Below are 17,223 nucleotides of genomic sequence, written 5' to 3'. Positions count from 1 at the left end.
TGGTCATGCTTCCGCCGCCGACGACAACACCAAGCCCGCCTCAGTCACTACAAACGCCGCGGCTACCCACTCACGTAACTGCCGTTGCAGTACTAGCCCGGAGCAGCGCCACATCAGGATTTCAATGTCAGCTCGATGAGCTGCTGTTCCAGCTTCCGCGCGGCCGCCACCTCGATGCCGACGCCCCACAGCGGCGCCGTGCTCGCCCCGTCGGCCGCGGCGACGACCAGGGTGACGACGTGGCCGGGGAGGCCGTCGTCGTGGAGGTCGCGGTCCCAGCGCTCCGCGTCCGCCCGGGCGAGCTCGGCGATCTCGGGGATCGAGATCAGCTGGGCGATCAGGGCGATGTTCTCCCGGATCGCGACCTCGTCCTGAGACGTGTCCAGCGACGCCCGGACGTACGCGCGGGTCAGCCGGCCCGGCGCGTTGTCTTCCGGATCCAGAGCCGCCAGTACCTCGGCGCGGTAGGTGTCCAGGAGGTCCTGCGCGAGGGTGCGGACCAGCGCGTCTTTGGCGGGGAAGTGGTACAGCAGCCCGCCTTTCGACACGCCGGCGGCTTTCGCGATGTCGTCGAGCGAGGCGGAGATCCCGCGGGTGCGGATGACCGTCCCGGCCGCGTCGAGCAGCGCCCGGCGCGTCTCTTCGGGGCTGCGGCCGGCTTTGCGGGGCATGCTCAGTCCTTTCCGGACGGAATCGTACGCCAGGCGATCACCGCGGCGACGGCGGTGATGGCCGCCGCCGCGAGCGACGTCACCTGCATGGCGCCGGTGAACGCTTCGCGCGCGGCGTGAGCGAGATCGGATGCCGGGTCGAGCACGTTCGCTGCCGCGGCGAGGGAGTCGCGCACTTCGCCGGGAACCGGGCCGGCCGGCAGGAAAGCGCGGTAGCCGACGGTGACCAGCGAGCCGAGGATCGCGATGCCCAGCGCCGCGCCGAGTTCGTAGGCGGTCTCGGAGATCGCCGACGCCGAGCCGGCCTTGTCCCGCGGGACGGCGGACAGCACGGAGTCGACGGTGATCGTCAGCGCGAACCCGACGCCGAGCCCGACCGGCACCAGGCTCAAGCCCAGCCACCAGTACTGCGGCGCTCGTTCGGCCACCGCGACCAGGGCGAGTCCCAGCGCGGCGACGGCGAGGGCCACCGCGACGGCCCGGCCCCGGCCGAGCCGGCCGACGACCACCCCGACCGCGGCCACGACGACGATCGAGGCCAGCGTCGCCGGCATCTCCGCGAACCCGGCCTGCAGCGGCGAGAAGCCGCGGACGAGCTGCAGGTACTGGGAGAAGAAGAACAGCAGGCCCATCAACGCGAACACCGCGATGAAGCTGGCGAGGACGGCGCCGCTGAACGCCCCGTTGCGGAACAGCGCGACGTCGATCAGCGGGCTTTCCGCGCGTCGCTGCCGGCGCACGAACCCGACGCCGGACACGACTCCGACGGCGGCCGCGACGGCCACCTGTGCGTCGATCCCCGAGCTGACGGCGTGCTTGACCGCGTAGACCAGCGGGACGATCGCGGCCATCGACAGGCCGGCCGAGAGCAGGTCGAAACGGCCCGGGCGCGGATCGCGCGACTCCGGCAGCAGGATCGCGCCCGCGATCAGGAAGACGACGACGATCGGCACGTTGATCAGGAACACCGAGCCCCACCAGTAGTGCTCCAGCAGCACCCCGCCGACGAGCGGGCCGAGCGCGATCCCGCCGCCGGACCCGGCCGACCAGATCGCGATGGCACGGGTGCGTTCGCGCGGGTCGGCGAACAGGGTGCGGATGAGCGAGAGCGTCGACGGCATGATCGTCGCGCCCGCGATCCCGAGCAGCAGGCGGGCCACGACGAGCGTGCCCGCGGTGGGGGAGAACGCGGCCAAGGCGGACGCCAGCCCGAACGCGGCGGTGCCGATGAGCAGCACCCGCTTGCGGCCGAACCGGTCGGCCAGGTTGCCCGCCGTGACCAGCAGGCCGGCCAGGGCGAGGGAGTAGACGTCGCCGATCCAGAGGATCTCGGTCGCGGTCGGCGCGAGCTCGCGGGTCAGCGACGGCACGGCGAGGTACAGCACGGTGCCGTCGATGGCGAGCAGCAGTACCGCGCCGACCAGCACGCCGAGCGCGGCCCAGCGGCGCCGGTGGCTCAACGGGGTGGGTCCCGAAGTCGGCAGGATGACGGTCATGACGCTTACTATACCGTCTGGACGGTACAGTAAGCGAGGTAGATCAGGTCACAGCGCGGGGCGCGTGTGGTCAGTCGTCGAGGTGCGCGGCGGGTCCCAAGGGTGAGGGGGTCAGCTCTTGCGCGAGGATGAGGTTCACGTGCACCGCGGCGTGCCCCAGTACCCGCCGCGTGGCGGCGAGCGCGGTCAAGGCCACGAGGACGCTCGTCCCGACGAGCAGGCCGCCGACGGTGTCGCCGGGAATCACGGCGGCGACGGAGGCGGCCACGAGAACGGGCGGCCACCAGCGGGCGGGGAGTGCGTGCCGCGGGCGCCGGACCCCGGCTCGCGCGCGTTGCCGATGCAGGGCCATGTCGCCTCCGATCCGCCGCCGGGTGGTCCTGCATCATGACTGACCGGCTCGTCCGGGTTACCGGGTATTCGCGTTCCGTACACGATCGCCCGAAATCTCCGTCGAACGGCCCAATCGTGCCTGCTGTGGGTGTCGGGGACCGGCGTGGACATCACCACATCGGGGCTCGAAGTCTGTTCGATCAAGTGTTAGCCCGAGGTGCTTAGGATGGAGGAAGGAGGTGGACATGACGTCGGAGGAGCTGATGATCGAGTTCGCCTTGACGCGCCTCGACCACCCGGACCTGGACCTCGAAGACCTGGCGGCGCTCGTGGTGCGCCGGGGTGGGCCCGAGCGGGTGCTGGAGTTCGCTTCGGAGAACTTGGCGGAGCGCGGGGAGCTGCGGGGCGCGCTGTTCCCGGCGGCGGTCGAGCACGTGCTGCGGGTGGTGCTCACGTTGCGCGGTCCTTCGGACTAGCTCGGGACCGCGCTGCTGGGGCAGGTGTTGCCTCCGACAGCTCTCTTTGCCGGGCGGGGCCACCGATCGGTCGGTCGCGGGCGGGAGTGACCGGTCGTTCTCCCGGTTGGCCAGCCTGAGCAGCTGTATACACATCGGCGGCAGGGCGACCGGTCGTTCTTCGCCTATCCAGCACGGCGGGAAACTTTCGGTCGGAGTGACCGATCGTTCTGCTAGATCCAGCCGCGCGGCGGCGCCCGCAGCGGGCGGGCGACCGGTCGTTGTCCTAAGTCCCGCCCACCGCGCGACGCAACCCGCGCCGGTCGAACACCAGCTCCCGAGCCGTCCCGAGCGCCGTCGCGATGGCCCCCGCCAGCACCGCATCCTCACCCAGCTGCCCGGCCACGATCTCTGGCACCACCGGCACGGTCGCGGCCAGCGCCTGACGCATCGGCGACGCCAGCAGGTCCGCATTACCCCCGATCCCGCCCCCGAGCACGATCAACCGCGGATCGAGCACCGCAGTGACCGCCGCGACCACGTAAGCCAGCTTCTCCGCTTCCTCCGCAACGACCCGAAGCGCCGCGAGTCCCCACCCCGGGCCAACCGGAACACGTCCTTCGCCGATCGCGCGGCCAATCCCAGTGCATGGGCCGCCTCGACCACCGCCTGGTCCGCGGCCGCCGTCTCCATCGGGCCCGGACGTCGGGCACCCGTCGCCGCCGGGAGTGGGCCGAAAGGCAAGTCCGCGATCTCGCCCGCCGCTCCGTGCGCTCCCCGGAACAGCCGCCCGTCGACCAACAGCCCCATGCCGATCCCCGTACCGACCGTCAGGCACACCAGCACGTCGACGCCCAGCGCCGCCCCGAGCGCGTGCTCGCCCACCGCGCACAGGTTCGCGTCGTTCTCCACCACGACGTCCGAACCCGCGCCGGCCAGCGCCGCGACGAGCTCGTGCAGCAACCCGCGCCGCTCCCAGCCCGGCAGGTTCGGCGCGCGGTGGACCGTCCCCGTCGCCGGGTCGGGGACGCCGGGCGTGCCGACCACCGTCGAGACGACGTCGTGCGGGGCCAGGCCGGCCGAAGCCACCGCCCGTTCGACGGATTCGCTTACGGTACGCACCAAAGCGCTCGCGGAACGGCACCGGTTGGGCTCGTCGAGCCGCGCCACGATGCTGCCTTCCAGGTCGGCCACGGCGAGCCGGATCACCCGCCGGCCGATGTCGACGCCGACGACGTGGCCCGCGTCCGGCGCCGCCCGGTAGACGACCGCCGCGCGGCCCGGGCCGGCCAGGCTGCGTCCAGTGGTCCGGACCAGTCCGTGCTGCTCGAGATCGAGGAGCGCCTGTCCCACCGTGGGTTTGGACAGCCCGGTCGCCGCCGCGATCTGCGGTCGCGTCGCTTCGCCCTGCCCGCGCAGCCGCTCCAGCACCAAGCGCTGGTTCAGCGCCCGCATGCTCGCCGGGGTTCCCACCTGCGGCCCGATTCGCCCCACGACGTCCCCATCTCCGATCCGCGTTGCCGCAAGTTTATCCACGGAACTCTTTCGACCTCGTCCGTTCTATGTTAAGAAACTTTACTAACTACTAGACGGAGGCACGTCGTGAGTTCACCCACTCGCTCAGGGGAGCCGCAACCCGCCCTTGAGCGCAAGATCGGCCCCATGCAGGCCACCGCGATCAACATGACCCAGATGTGCGGTATCGGCCCGTTCGTCACGATTCCCGCCATGGTCGCCACCATGGGCGGCCCGCAGGCGATGTTCGGCTGGATCATCGGGGCGATCGTCGCACTGGCCGACGGGCTCATCTGGGCCGAGCTCGGCGCCGCGATGCCGGGCGCCGGCGGCACCTACCTGTACCTGCGCGAAGCGTTCCAGTACCGCACCGGACGGCTGATGCCGTTCCTGTTCGTCTGGAGCGCGGTGCTGTTCATCCCGCTGATCATGTCCACGGGCATCATCGGCCTCGTCCAGTACCTCGGCTACCTGATCCCCGGCGTCACCGACGACGGCGGCACCACGGCGCTGGGCAAGATCATCGGCGTCGGTGTCACGCTTGTCATCGTGGCCGCGCTGTTTCGCAAGATCGGCCAGATCGGCAAGCTCACGACCGTGCTGTTCGTGGTCATGCTGATCGCGGTGCTCACGACGATCGTCGCGGCGTTCTCGCACTTCAGCGGCGCGCAGGCGTTCGCCTTCACCCCGGGCGCGTTCAGCTCGGCGGGCGAGGGCACGTTCTGGGGCGGCCTCGGCGCCGGCCTGATCATCGCGATCTACGACTACCTCGGCTACAACACGACGGCCTACCTCGGCGGCGAGGTCCGCTCGCCCGGCCGGACGATCCCGCGGTCGATCCTCTTCTCGATCGTCGGCATCATGAGCCTCTACTTCCTGCTGCAGGTCGGCGTGCTCGGCTCGGTTCCCCTGGAGGAGCTGAAGACCGCCACCTCGGTCGCCTCGACCGTGCTCGAGCAGGCGTGGGGCACCGCGACGGCGAAGGTCGTCACCGTCCTCATCGTCGTCGCGGCCATCGGCTCGGTGTTCGCCGGCCTGCTCGGCGGCTCCCGCGTGCCGTTCGAAGCCGCGCGCGACAAGGTGTTCCTGTCGATGTTCGGCAAGCTGCACCCGAAGCTGAACCTGCCGACCGCCGGCGTGCTCACCATGGGCGCGATCACCATCATCGGCTCGTTGTTCACGCTGACCGACGTCATCAACGCGGCCGTCGCCACCCTGGTCATCATCCAGTCGCTGGCCCAGGTCGCGGCGATCGTGACGCTGCGCCGTCGCCAGCCGAACCTGAAGCGGCCCTACCGGCAGTGGCTCTACCCGCTGCCGACGCTGCTCGCGCTGGTCGGCTGGGTCTACATCTACGTCTCCGCGACCTGGCTCTCCATCGGCCTCTCGCTGGGCTGGATCGCCGTCGGCGCGATCGCGTACCTGATCTACGCCAAGGCCGAGAAGACGTGGCCGTTCGGACCCAAGGAGATCAAGGAGGCCTTCGCCTCCACCGAGACCGAAGGGGCTCAGGCATGACGAAGAAGCTCGCGGCGATCGCCGCGCTGATCCTGGTGCCGGGGGTACTGAGCGTGACCGCGCCGGCCTCGGCGCAGGAGCCCGCGCAGCAGGAGATCTCGAAGCCGCACGGCTTGAGCACCATCGGCCTGCAGGGCTGGCAGGTGCTGACCACCGCGAACGTCAAGGACGGCGGCGACAAAGTTTCGACGCCCGGCTACGGCACGCGCGGCTGGCTGCCCGTCGAGCCGGACGACGCGGGCGCGCCCGGCACCGAGATCAACGCCCTGGTGCAGAACGGAAAGTGCCCGGACGTCTTCTACTCCGACAACATGCGCAAGTGCTTCGGGTACGTCGACAAGCTCGGCCCCGTCGTCACGAAGCCGTTCTCCGACCCGTGGTGGTACCGCGCCGACTTCACCCCGGACTTCAAGAACGGCCAGCACGCGAAGCTGACCATCCCGGGCATCGTCGGCGAGGGCGACGTCTGGGTGAACGGCAAGCTCGTCGCGACGAAGGACGTCGTGAGCGGCGCGTTCGCCGGGCACACGTTCGACGTCTCGAAGCTGGTGAAGCCGGGCAAGAACACCCTGGCGATCAAGGTCTACCCCAACGACCCGCTGAAGATGTACACGCTCGACCAAGTCGACTGGGGCCAGATCCCGCCGGACAACAACACCGGCATCCAGTTCCCGCCCACCCTGCAGGTGAGCGACGCGCTGACCGGCGACAACGCGCACGTCGTGCAGGACAACGCCGGCGATCTGTCCAGTTCGAAGCTGACCGTGAAGGTCGACGTCACCAACGACGCGGCGAGCCCGCAGACCGGCGACGTCGCCGCGACGATCACCGCGCCGTCGGGTGCGCCGACCGTCGTCCACCAGCGGGTGACGATCCCGGCGAACACCAAGCAGACCGTGGCGTTCGCGCCGGTGAAGATCAACCACCCGAAGATCTGGTGGCCGTACTCGATGGGTGACCAGCCGCTGTACACGCTGAGCACCGCGGTCTCGCAGGACGGCATGCTGTCGACGTCGTCCAAGAGCACCTTCGGCATCCGCACGGTGACCTCGCGCCTGGTCGGGAAGTCCGCGCCGCTGCCGGAGGGCGCGCGGCAGTTCACGATCAACGGCAAGGACTTCGTGTTCCGCGGCGGCGGCTTCGCGCCGGACCTGTTCCTGCGCTACGACTCCGCCGACACCGCGCACCAGATCGCGCTGATCAAGAACATGGGCCTGTCCGGCGTCCGGCTCGAGGGCCACGACATGCCGCAGGACTTCTACGACCAGGCCGACCGCGCCGGGCTGCTCGTCATCGGCGGGTTCCTGTGCTGTGACGCCTGGCAGCCCGAGGACGCCTCGACGTTGACCGAGCGCGACTACCGGATCATGCACGACTCGGCGTACACCATCGCGCAGATGGAGCGGAGCCACCCGAGCGTCTTCAACTACGGCTGGAGCGACAACGAGCCGGTGCCGCGCCAGGAGTCCGAGACGCTGAAGGCGTTCAAGGAAGCCGACTTCCAGGTGCCGGTGATCGCCTCGGCTGAGTACAAGAGCACGCCGACGCTCGGGCAGTCGGGGGAGAAGGAAGGCCCCTACGACTGGGTCCCGCCGTCCTACTGGTACGACACCTCGCACTTCGACGCGGACGACTCCTCGCGCACCAACGCGGGCGGTTCTTGGGGCTTCGCGAGCGAGCAGAGCGCCGGGCACACCGTGCCGACGCTCGACTCGATCAAGCGGTTCCTTTCGCCCGCCGAGCAGGCGAAGCTGTGGCAGGACCCGGCGTACAACCAGTACCACGCCAACTTCGAGCCGGGACACGGCGGTTACAAGTTCGGCACGCTGTACACGCTGGACCAGTCGATCACCCAGCGGTACGGGAAGTGGAACTCGCTGAAGTCCTATGTGGACCTGGCGAACATCGCGAACTACGAGAACACGCGCTCGCAGTTCGAGGCCTTCCTGCACCACTCGACGGACAAGGACAACCCGTCGACGGGCGTCGTCTACTGGCAGCTGAACAAGGGCTGGCCGACTCTGTTGTGGTCGCTCTACAACGACGACGGTGACCAGGCCGGCGCGTTCTTCGGCGCCAAGAAGGCGAACAAGCCGCTGCACGCGATCTACGGCTACGACAACGGTTCCGTGACCCTGGACAACCTCGGCGCGGGCACGCAGCACGGCCTTTCGGTGCAGGCCCGCGTCCTCGACACCGCGGGCAAGGTCATCGACGACCAGACCGCCGGCGGGATCTCCTTGGGCAGCCAGGGCGTCAAGACCGGCGTGCTCAAGCCGAAGGTGCCGGCCGAGACGAAGGCGCCGGCGCCCGCGCAGGTCTACTTCGTCGAGCTGCAGGTGAAGCAGGGCGGGAAGGTCGTCGACCGCAACGTCTACTGGCTCTCGACGCAGAAGGACGTCGTCGACTGGGGCAAGACGCTCGGCAACCCGCAGGCGACGCTGTCGCAGTACAGCAACCTGCAGGCCCTGCAGAACCTGCCGAAGTCGCAGATCGGCGCGGTCGCTTCGACGCGCTCGACCGGCGGCGACCTCGTCTCCACGGTGACCGTGACCAACACGTCGAAGACGCCGGGGGCGGCGTTCTTCCTGCGGGCCGACGTCCGCCGCGGCACGCCGGACGGGCACGAGGGGCCGGGCGACAACCAGCTCGCGAACGCGACCTGGGACGACAACGACATCACGCTCTGGCCGGGCCAGTCGCAGACGCTGACCGTCACGTACAAGGCGTCCGACCTGCGGGGCGCGGTGCCGGTGATCAGCGTCGACGGGTTCAACACCGGCCGGATCGTGGTGAAGGCGGCCGGCGGGTACGGCCACCACGGGGAAGCGGCCGTGGCGCCGCGGATCGAGGGGACTCGGGAGTGACAGAGGAACGGATTCTCGGCATCGACTTCGGCGGCACGAAGGTGGCGCTGGGGCTCGCCGACCGCGACGGGAACCTGCTGGCCACACGCCGGCTGGACACCGACGCGCAGGCGGGGGCCGATCAGGTGGTGGTGCGGGCGCTCGCCGGGGCCAGGAGCCTGCTGGCCGACACGGGCGCCGTCCCCGCCGCGATCGGTGTCGTCAGCCCGGGAATCGTGCTGCCGGACCGGATCCTGCTCGCGCCGAACGTGCCGGGCTGGGAGGAGCTGCACCTGGCCGAGCTGGTGGCGGCCGAGTTCCCGGCCGTGCCGATCTCGGTGGGGACCGACGCGAAGGCGGCGGCACTGGCGGAGTGGCGGTGGGGCGCGCTGGCCGGGGCCGACCCGGCGGTGTTCCTCTCCTTGGGGACGGGCATCGCGGCGGCGGTGCTGGTCGGCGGCCGGTTGCTGACCGGCGCCAACGGAGCTGCGGGCGAGATCGGGTACAACCTGCTCTCGCCGCAGGACACCGAGGGTTTCGCGAGCGGAGCGGCGCCGCTTGAAGAAGCCGTCGGTGGGCGTGGGCTGGGCGGCCGGGCGAGCAGTCTGCTCGGCCGCCCGGTCACCGCGGGCGAGCTGTTCGCACTGGCCAAGGAGAACGTCGAGGCGAAGGAACTGGTGACGGCGGCGCTCGACGAGCTGTCGATGCACGTGGCGAACCTGGCGATAGCGCTGGACCCGCAACGCATCGCGGTCGGCGGCGGGCTGGTGCGGTCGGCGGACGTGCTGCTGCCGGCGCTGGCGGACCGGCTGGCCCACGCGGTGCCGTTCCCGCCGGAGCTGGTGTCGGCGCGCTTCGACCAGGACGCGGCCCTGTTGGGGGCGGTGGCGCTGGCGCTGGGCGGGTGAGTCCTCCGGGTGGCGTGCCGGTGCCCCGACCCGGTGCGCCACCCGGGTTTCAAGCCGGGCTTCAACGCGTGTGGTGGGACGAAAGTGCCGTTCAGCCCGCGGCTTCGGCCATCGCCAGCTCGGTGCGGCGGAAGGCTTCCGGGGAGAGCTGGATCCACACGAGGATCGCGCTCAGGGCCTGGATCGCCGCGACCACCACCCAGACGCCCCGCAGGCTCCAGTGGGCCGCGACCAGGCCGCCGGTCAGCGCGCCCAGCGGGGTCAGGCCCCAGGCCAGCGCGCGGTGGCTGGTCAGCACCCGGCCGAGGAGCGGAGCCGGGGTGAAGCGCTGGCGGCTGGACTGCGAGCAGACGTTCCAGATCAGCACCATCGAAGTCAGGAAGACCAGCACCACGCCGATCAGCGGCGGCCACGGCGGCAGCACGGCCAGCAGCAGCGGCGCCACCGCGCCGAGGCTCTGCGCGCCCCGCATGGACCACGCGTACCCGAACCGGTCGACGATCTTCTGCACCACGAACGACGACGCCACCCAGCCGACCGCCAGGCAGGCGAGCAGCAGGCCGTAGCCGACCGAGCCGACGTGCAGGACCTGGGTCGCGTACAGCACGAACATCGAGTTGCCGGCGCTGGCGGCGAACGAGCCGAGCGCGACGTTGATCGTGATCGACCGCAGCAGCGGCGTCCGGACCAGGTGCGTGAGCCCGGCCGAGAGGTCCCGCAACGGGTGCGTGCGCGCGATGGTCCTCGACTCGGACGGGATGCGCCGCGCCATGAGGAGTGCGGCCAGCGCGCAGGCGGCCGCCAGCCACGCGGGCGCCCCGGCGCCGACGGCGATCAGGAAGCCGGTCAGCGGCGGCACGACGAACTGCACGACACCCCGGTCGATCACGGTGAGGCGCGCGTTGGCGTGGGCGAGCCGGTCCGGCTCGACGAGCTCGGGCACGAGCGCCCCGCTGGCGCCGTCCCCGAGCACCTGCGCGGAGGTGACGACGAAGGCGACGACGAGCAGCACGGGCAGGCTGAGCAGCCCGGCCGACGCGGCGGCGGCGAGCACGAGCGCGGCGCCGACCTGGACGGCGTAGGCCCAGGCCAGCACGGCGGTCCGCCGCACGCGGTCGATGAGCACGCCGGCGAAGAGGGAAAGCAGCAGCCATGGCGCCTGCCCGGCGATGCCGATCAGCGAGATCTCCCGCGGATCGGTGGTGATGGAGACGGCGAGCAGCGGAAGCGCGGCGAGCATCAGCCCTTCGGCGGAGGAACCGGACACCGCGACGGCCTGCAGCCGCACCCACCTGTTCGTCACGCGCTAAGCCCCATGAGCGGCAGTGTGCCGAAAAGTCGTAAGCAGGCCAAACTATTTTCGTGCGGTGCTGGTCACGCTCAGCGACGCACGCGGGTCGACTCGCGGACGACCAGTTCCGGGGTGAACACCACCGCTTGGTGCTCGACGGTCGTGTCGGCCGTCTCGTTCAGCAGCAGCTCCGCCGCCGTGCGGCCGAGGCGCTGGGCCGGCTGGCGGACCGACGTCAGCGGGACCGCCGCCGCGCCCGCGAACTCGATGTCGTCGTAGCCCACGATCGCCATCTCCTCCGGGATGCGCACGCCCGCGCCGACCATCGCCTGCAGCACCCCCAGGGCCAGCAGGTCGTTCGCGCAGAACACCGCCGTCGGGCGGGGGCTCGTGCCCAACAGGCGAGCGCCCGCGTCGCGCCCCGAGGAGACGTCGAGGCCGATCGCCTCGAGGACAGTCAGTTCGACGCCCGAACCCTCCAGCGCCGTGCGGAGGCCCTGCTCGCGGTCGCGGCACTGGGCGAGGATGGCGGGACCGTTGACGAACGCGATGCGGCGGTGGCCGGTCTCCAGGAGGTGGCGGGCCGCGAGCGCGCCGCCCGCGATGTCGTCCACCGCGACCGAGCTCGCCTCGGACGTCGGTGCCTTGCGGTCGACGAACACGTACGGCGTGCCGCTGCGGCGGAACGCGCGCAGGGCCTCCCCGGAGGTCGCGACCGGGCTCAGCAGCACACCGCGGACCCGCTGCTCGGCGAACATCGCCAGGTAGGACGCCTCGAGGTCGGACCGCTGGCCGCTGTTGCAGGTGATGATGTTGAGGCCCTCGGCGTGCGCGGCCTGTTCGGCGCCGCGGGCGACGTCGACGAAGAACGGGTTGCCGAGGTCGAGCACGAGCAGCCCCATGATCCGGCTGCGGCCGGCGCGCAGCTGGCGCGCCGACTCGTCGCGGACGTAGCCGAGCTCTTCGATCACCGACAGCACCCGGTTCCGGGTGGCCACCGCGACCACGTGCGGCCGGTTGACCACATTGGACACCGTGCCGATCGAGACGCCGGCCCGCTTGGCGACGTCCTTGATGCCGACCAAAGCACCCCCTCGCAGAGAAAGCGTGAGCCTACCACGGGTATGAAACGTTTCATCGCGCCTGGATCCCGCCGGGGCGGCGGTTTCCGCTCCACGAGGCCGCACAGGGTGGCACGTCACTCGGTCAGACCGGCGGCCACGGTGATCCGGGCGGCCCTGTCCGGTCCATGTCCACCCGTTCGTCGGATGATCGCGGCACTAGGCTCCGCAGCGGATGTGCCTGCCGTTGGGAGGAGTCCGGGTGCGGATCTTCACGATCGTCCTGTCCGTGGTGCTGACGTGGGTGCTCTCCGGGGCGATCGCCTCGGCCGCCCCCATTGTCGAGGGCAGCACCGACGATCCCGTGACGGCCGCGCCCGCGGTGACGCGGCCGGACACCCCGCACTGCACTGTCACGCTGGCCGACGCCTTCCGCTCCAACGCCGCCGACGGCACCCCGCAGTTCTACGAGGGCACGCTCACGCCGCCGAAGGCCTGCGCCGGGCCGTGGGCGAAGGTCGTGATGGACCAGACGGTCACCGTCGGCGGCCGCCAGTACGACCGGATCGGCGACCTGCGGATCGGCGAGACCGAGGTCTGGTGGGGGACGACCGAGGAGCCCAGCGGCGAGGGCACCCGCCCGATCACCTACCACTTCGACAAGGACCTGACGCCGTACGCCGCGCTGCTGCGCACGCCGCAGCCGTTCCACGGCGGCATCGAGAACTACAACTCGCCGATCTACACCGGCGTCTACGCGCAGACCGTGACGCTCACCTACTACCAGGCCGACCGGAAGCACCCCGCGCCCGCCACGGCCGACCACGTCGCCGGGTTCGGGCACGTCGACGCGACACCCGCGGCGCCCACCGTGCACTTCACCGCGAAGGACCTGCCGCGCAACATCACCCGCGCCTACCTCGAAGTCACCCTCGAAGGTCACGCCTGCGACGAGCAGTGGTTCGACGACGTCCCGGACGCGGTGTCGGCGAAGTACCCCGCGGCCGGGCTCTGCGGCAAGGGCCCGTACCGCGAAGCGAACTTCGCGCTCGACGGGACACCCGCCGGCAGCGCGTTCACCTTCCCGCACATCTACTCCGGCGGGATCGTGCCGCAGCTGTGGCGCCCGGTCGTCGCGATCGACACCTTCAGCCTGCAGGCCGAAACCTACGACATCACGCCGTTCGCGGGCCGGCTCGTCGACGGCGGGACTCATGACCTCTCCTTCTCCTTCCCGGACATCGGCGGCGAATTCACCGTCGTCCCGACGCTACTGCTCTACACCGACAAAAAAGCTACGCACACCTCCGGCGCCCTGACCCAGCACGACGTCGCGGCGGCGCCGGTGCGGCAGACGGCGGTGAAGGACATCGAGGACGGCGTGAACGTGACGGTGACGGCGAAGCGCCACGACGTCACCGCGGGCTACGTCGACACCTCCGCGGGGCGCGTGTACTCGCGTGTCGAGCGCACCCGCGACTACCGCAACAGCGACGACGTCACCGGCGGCGGCTTCACCCAGCACGTCGTGCAGGGCGACTCGGGGCAGCAGACCTCGACGTCCACTGTGGACGGACGGGTGCGCTCGGCCGCGCGGCACACCTGGTCCTACCCGCTGACCACCGACGCGACCGCGACCATCACCGACGACCAGAACCTGCGGATCTCCGGCTCGGCCGAGATGACGCAGACCCTCGGCGACCTCACCGGCGACGGCCGGCGGTGGTGGCCGGTCCGGGCTTCCACCGAGTGGCTGAGCTCGTCCGGCGTGCTGGCCCGCACGAACGGCGTCAACACCGAGGCCGACGGCCGTTCGCGCACCTCGTTCGCCGGTTCCGACGACCTCGGCCGGCCGTACTTCCACTACGTCGCGAGCGAGCACGGGCTGATCACCGAGAACCGGGAGCTCCCGCCGCGGAGGTGAAACAGCTCTCGCGGTGCCTCACCCGATCGGGCTAGTGCGGTACTGTCGGATCCATGGGGAGTCTCCGCTCACGGGTCCTGGGCTGGGTCGGGCGACGGTATCTCGCGCGCCAGTCCAAAAAGGGCTTCGACCTCGAGAAGATGTCGTCCTTCCTACCCGACGCGGCGCTGCAGCCGCTCAAGCGCGACGGCCTCGACCCGGTCGCCGAGATCGGTGCCATCCGGGCCGAGGCGCCGATCAGCAAGCTCGACCTGCCGTTCGGGATGAATGCCTGGCTCGTCACGGGTTACGACGAAGCGAAGGCCGTGCTCGGCAAGGTGACGGAGTTCTCCACCGACTTCGCCAACCTGGTGGGCAGCGCCGGGGTGACCGAGGACCAGAACCCGGGCGGCCTCGGCTTCGCGGACCCGCCGGTGCACACCCGGCTGCGCAAGCTGCTCACGCCGGAGTTCACCATGCGCCGGCTCAACCGGCTGATCCCGCGCATCGACGAGATCGTCACCGAGCAGCTCGACGCGATGGCCAAGACCGAGGGCCCGGTCGACCTGTGGCAGGCCTTCGCGCTGCCGATCCCGTCGCTGACCATCTGTGAGCTGCTCGGCGTGTCCTACGAGGACCGCGAGGACTTCCAGCGGCTGGGCACCGCGCGCTTCGACCTCTTCGGCGGCGCGAGCGCGTCGCTCGGCGCGATGTCGGAGTCGCTGACCTACCTGCTCGACATCGTGAAGAAGCAGCGCGAGGAGCCCGGCGACGGCCTGCTCGGCATGCTGATCAAGGAGCACGGTGACGAGATCTCCGACCGCGAGCTGGCCGGCCTCGCCGACGGCGTGCTCACCGGCGGCCTGGAGACCACGGCCAGCATGCTGGCGCTCGGCGCGCTGGTGCTGCTGCGCGACGAAAAGGCGTTCGAAGCGGTCCGCGGCGATGAGCAGTCCGTGCACAAGTTCGTCGAGGAACTGCTGCGGTACCTGACGGTGGTGCAGATGGCGTTCCCGCGGTTCGCCAAGGAGGACATGGAGATCGGCGGCGAGCGGATCTCCGAGGGCGACATCGTGCTGGTGTCGCTGTCGGCCGCGGACCGCGACCCGAAGCTGGGCGCGGACATGGAGAAGTTCGACGCCACCCGCGAGCCGACGTCGCACCTGGCTTTCAGCTACGGCATCCACCGCTGCATCGGCGCGGAACTGGCACGGATGGAGCTGCGCACGGCGTACCCGGCGCTGGTCCGCCGGTTCCCGAACCTGCGGCTCGCGGTGCCGGCGGACGAACTTTCGTTCCGCAAGGTGTCCATTGTGTACGGTCTGGACGAGCTGCCGGTGCTGGTGGACTGACGCCTCAGTGCGGGATGGCCCGCCGCGGCCGCCGTCGCACGCGGTCCCGATGGGCTTCGATGGCCAGGGCGACCTCGATGGCGGTGTCCGTGTCAGCCAGTTCGGCGAGGTAGCCGACGTTCGCGGCAAGGGTCGCGAGGTCGGCGGTGAAGTAGACGCCCATCAGCGGGTTCACGAACAGCTCGCTGCCTGCCGTGCGCGTGGTGAACTGCGCGTTCCCGAACTCGCCCCGCAGCGCGGCGGCGATCTGGCCCTGCACGATGCTCGGCCGGTCCGGGGTCGCGCGCTGCGCGTGCGCGACCGCATCCAGGTACGCCCGGGCTTCTGGTGAGGCCGACGGGATCGACAGCGCCCCGAGGTAGCCGCCTTCCCGGTCGAGGGCGGCGAGGTTCTCCAGGACGTGGGCGTGGCAGACGCCGTGGAAGGCGTCGATGCCGAAGCCGAGGCTCACGACGAGCCGGTCCACGCCCTTGAGCGCGGCGACCGCGGCGAGGCTGGCCATGTCCTCTTCGGGCGTGCCGAGGCCCGCTTCGTCGCCGCGCAGGAGGATGTCGGTGCCGCCGTCGACGAGCACGACGGTGTCCACGGCCAGGTGGGTTGTCAGGTAGCGGTATGCCTCGCGCAGCGGCCGGGCACCGGTGCGAGGGAAAGCGTGGACGACGGGTGGCCAGCCCTGGGTATCGAGCCACCGCGCGAGGGTCCGTTCGGGGAAGTAGGCGTCGTCGCCCGCGCTGCCGGGGCGCACGGTGGCGACGTCGGGGGAGAGCCAGTCGTCGAGGTCGAGCCGGTTCAGGTCGCTGAAGGCGAGGTTCGCCAGGTGGACTTCTTTGCCTTGCGCTCGGAGGGCGACGGCGAGGGGAAGTCCGGCGTAGACGTCGAAGCCGCCGCCCGCGCCGGCGATGAGGACCCGGCGGGCGGGCCTGAGCCGGGCGAAGAGGGGCGGTTCGGCGAGAGTGTGCACAGGACCATCCTACGGGGAGTTCGGAACGTCCTATGTGGACTGACCGCGCCGTCCCGTTCGCGAGACCACGCCGGGACTCGCGTGATCAAGGCCGTAACCAGCGTGATCGAGGCCGGAACTCGCGTGACTGAGGCCGGAACTCGCGTGATTGGAGGCGGAACTCGCCGATCCAGCGAGTTCCGCGCTCAATCACGCGAGTTCCGTCCCTGATCACGCGAGTTCCGTGCTCGAGCACGCGAGATCCGGCTCGGATCACGTGAATTCGGAGTCAGTTCACTCCGCGGGGCCGGAACTGGATGCTGATCCGCGGGCCGACCGGCTTGGCTGTCTTCGGGACGGAGTGTTCCCACGTGCGCTGGCAGCTTCCGCCCATCACCAGCAGGTCGCCGTGACCCAACGGGCGCGCCAGAGTCTTGCCTCCGCCGCCGCGGGGGCGCAGGGCCAGGTTGCGCGCCGCGCCGACCGAGAGGATCGCGATCATCGTGTCCTCGCGGGCTCCGCGGCCGATCCGGTCGCCGTGCCAGGCGACGCTGTCGCGGCCGTCGCGGTAGTAGCACAGGCCCGCCGTGCGGAACGGCTCGCGCAGCTCACGCAGGTAGTGCTTGCTCAGCGCGTCCCGCGCCGCGGCCAGCACGGCGTGGGGGAGCGGCACGTTCTCGCGGTAGTAGCTCAGCAGCCGCGGCACGGCGACGACGCGGTCGTACATCTTCCGCTTCTCCGCCTGCCACGGCACGCCCTCGACCAGCGCCGCGAACAGCTCGTCGGCACCTTCTAGCCAGCCCGGCTGGATGTCGACCCACGCGCCCGAGCCGAGATCGGTCCGCTCGGGCGCGAGTGGGCGCAGCGAAATCGAGCCCTGGGTGGCGAACAGTGAAGACTGGAGACCCGGGTTCATGGTCCCCAGCCTACACCA

The 17,223-nt window shown here is 70.7% G+C and carries 13 protein-coding genes and 1 pseudogene; 6 read left to right on the top strand and 8 right to left on the bottom strand.

The window, feature by feature from the left end:
- Positions 1-113: 113 nt before the first annotated feature.
- From AB0M59_RS16890 to AB0M59_RS16880, 3 genes are all read right to left on the bottom strand, one after another.
- Positions 114-671, bottom strand: a complete 558-nt coding sequence (locus AB0M59_RS16890) for a TetR family transcriptional regulator (RefSeq protein WP_364615474.1) — start codon at positions 669-671, stop codon at positions 114-116.
- A gap of 2 nt (positions 672-673) precedes the next feature.
- A complete protein-coding gene (locus AB0M59_RS16885; protein WP_364615471.1) occupies positions 674-2,167 on the bottom strand; it encodes an MFS transporter in 1,494 nt (497 codons plus the stop codon).
- A gap of 70 nt (positions 2,168-2,237) precedes the next feature.
- Positions 2,238-2,519: a hypothetical protein gene (locus tag AB0M59_RS16880; RefSeq protein WP_364615468.1), complete on the bottom strand. Its 282-nt coding sequence runs from the start codon at positions 2,517-2,519 to the stop codon at positions 2,238-2,240.
- Positions 2,520-2,745: 226 nt separating this feature from the next.
- Between AB0M59_RS16880 and AB0M59_RS16875 the strand changes: the two genes are divergently transcribed.
- Positions 2,746-2,976, top strand: a complete 231-nt coding sequence (locus tag AB0M59_RS16875; RefSeq protein ID WP_364615465.1) for a hypothetical protein — start codon at positions 2,746-2,748, stop codon at positions 2,974-2,976.
- A 265-nt stretch (positions 2,977-3,241) separates the two neighbouring features.
- Here AB0M59_RS16875 and AB0M59_RS16870 read toward each other — a convergent pair.
- Positions 3,242-4,410, bottom strand: a pseudogene (locus AB0M59_RS16870) (ROK family protein).
- Positions 4,411-4,617: 207 nt separating this feature from the next.
- Here AB0M59_RS16870 and AB0M59_RS16865 point away from each other — a divergent pair.
- The 3 genes from AB0M59_RS16865 to AB0M59_RS16855 are packed head-to-tail and all read left to right on the top strand — an operon-like array spanning position 4,618 to position 9,742.
- Entirely contained in the window at positions 4,618-5,988 is a 1,371-nt protein-coding gene (locus AB0M59_RS16865; protein WP_364615462.1) for an APC family permease, read from the top strand.
- Complete coding sequence (locus AB0M59_RS16860) at positions 5,985-8,855, top strand: beta-mannosidase (protein ID WP_364615459.1); 2,871 nt, start codon at positions 5,985-5,987, stop codon at positions 8,853-8,855. Before AB0M59_RS16865 ends, AB0M59_RS16860 begins: the two co-directional genes overlap by 4 nt.
- Positions 8,852-9,742 carry an ROK family protein gene (locus AB0M59_RS16855; protein WP_364615456.1) on the top strand — a complete coding sequence of 297 codons (891 nt, stop codon included), beginning with the start codon at positions 8,852-8,854 and terminating at the stop codon, positions 9,740-9,742. The genes AB0M59_RS16860 and AB0M59_RS16855 overlap by 4 nt, the downstream gene beginning before the upstream one ends.
- Positions 9,743-9,833: 91 nt before the next feature.
- Here the strand turns inward: AB0M59_RS16855 and AB0M59_RS16850 are convergent, their stop codons facing one another.
- The gene (locus tag AB0M59_RS16850) at positions 9,834-11,045 is read right to left on the bottom strand and encodes an MFS transporter (protein WP_364615453.1); all 1,212 of its coding nucleotides are present in this window, start codon (positions 11,043-11,045) and stop codon (positions 9,834-9,836) included.
- A 77-nt stretch (positions 11,046-11,122) separates the two neighbouring features.
- The gene (locus AB0M59_RS16845; protein WP_364615450.1) at positions 11,123-12,118 is read right to left on the bottom strand and encodes a LacI family DNA-binding transcriptional regulator; all 996 of its coding nucleotides are present in this window, start codon (positions 12,116-12,118) and stop codon (positions 11,123-11,125) included.
- A gap of 238 nt (positions 12,119-12,356) precedes the next feature.
- Here AB0M59_RS16845 and AB0M59_RS16840 point away from each other — a divergent pair, with 238 nt between their 5' ends.
- Entirely contained in the window at positions 12,357-14,018 is a 1,662-nt protein-coding gene (locus AB0M59_RS16840; RefSeq protein WP_364615447.1) for a peptide-N4-asparagine amidase, read from the top strand.
- A gap of 53 nt (positions 14,019-14,071) precedes the next feature.
- Positions 14,072-15,349: a cytochrome P450 gene (locus tag AB0M59_RS16835; protein ID WP_364615444.1), complete on the top strand. Its 1,278-nt coding sequence runs from the start codon at positions 14,072-14,074 to the stop codon at positions 15,347-15,349.
- A 4-nt stretch (positions 15,350-15,353) separates the two neighbouring features.
- On the opposite strand, the gene AB0M59_RS16830 is transcribed toward AB0M59_RS16835, so the two are convergent.
- Positions 15,354-16,310: a DUF1152 domain-containing protein gene (locus AB0M59_RS16830; RefSeq protein WP_364615441.1), complete on the bottom strand. Its 957-nt coding sequence runs from the start codon at positions 16,308-16,310 to the stop codon at positions 15,354-15,356.
- A 268-nt stretch (positions 16,311-16,578) separates the two neighbouring features.
- Entirely contained in the window at positions 16,579-17,205 is a 627-nt protein-coding gene (locus AB0M59_RS16825) for an alpha-ketoglutarate-dependent dioxygenase AlkB (RefSeq protein WP_364615438.1), read from the bottom strand.
- Positions 17,206-17,223: the final 18 nt, after the last annotated feature.

It is taken from the genome of Amycolatopsis sp. NPDC051371, assembly GCF_040682155.1.
Classification (GTDB): Bacteria; Actinomycetota; Actinomycetes; order Mycobacteriales; family Pseudonocardiaceae; genus Amycolatopsis.
Note: the sequence above shows the minus strand (reverse complement) of the source record. Positions and strands in the feature narration are given on the sequence as shown.

What these genes read in the sequence shown, in the direction of transcription:
- AB0M59_RS16880 (WP_364615468.1), bottom strand. Translation starts at nt 2,519, where the DNA reads ATGGCCCTGCATCGGCAACGCGCGCGAGCCGGGGTCCGGCGCCCGCGG.
- AB0M59_RS16875 (WP_364615465.1), top strand. Translation starts at nt 2,746, where the DNA reads ATGACGTCGGAGGAGCTGATGATCGAGTTCGCCTTGACGCGCCTCGAC.
- AB0M59_RS16860 (WP_364615459.1), top strand. Translation starts at nt 5,985, where the DNA reads ATGACGAAGAAGCTCGCGGCGATCGCCGCGCTGATCCTGGTGCCGGGG.
- AB0M59_RS16865 (WP_364615462.1), top strand. Translation starts at nt 4,618, where the DNA reads ATGCAGGCCACCGCGATCAACATGACCCAGATGTGCGGTATCGGCCCG.
- AB0M59_RS16835 (WP_364615444.1), top strand. Translation starts at nt 14,072, where the DNA reads ATGGGGAGTCTCCGCTCACGGGTCCTGGGCTGGGTCGGGCGACGGTAT.
- AB0M59_RS16825 (WP_364615438.1), bottom strand. Translation starts at nt 17,205, where the DNA reads ATGAACCCGGGTCTCCAGTCTTCACTGTTCGCCACCCAGGGCTCGATT.
- AB0M59_RS16890 (WP_364615474.1), bottom strand. Translation starts at nt 671, where the DNA reads ATGCCCCGCAAAGCCGGCCGCAGCCCCGAAGAGACGCGCCGGGCGCTG.
- AB0M59_RS16885 (WP_364615471.1), bottom strand. Translation starts at nt 2,167, where the DNA reads ATGACCGTCATCCTGCCGACTTCGGGACCCACCCCGTTGAGCCACCGG.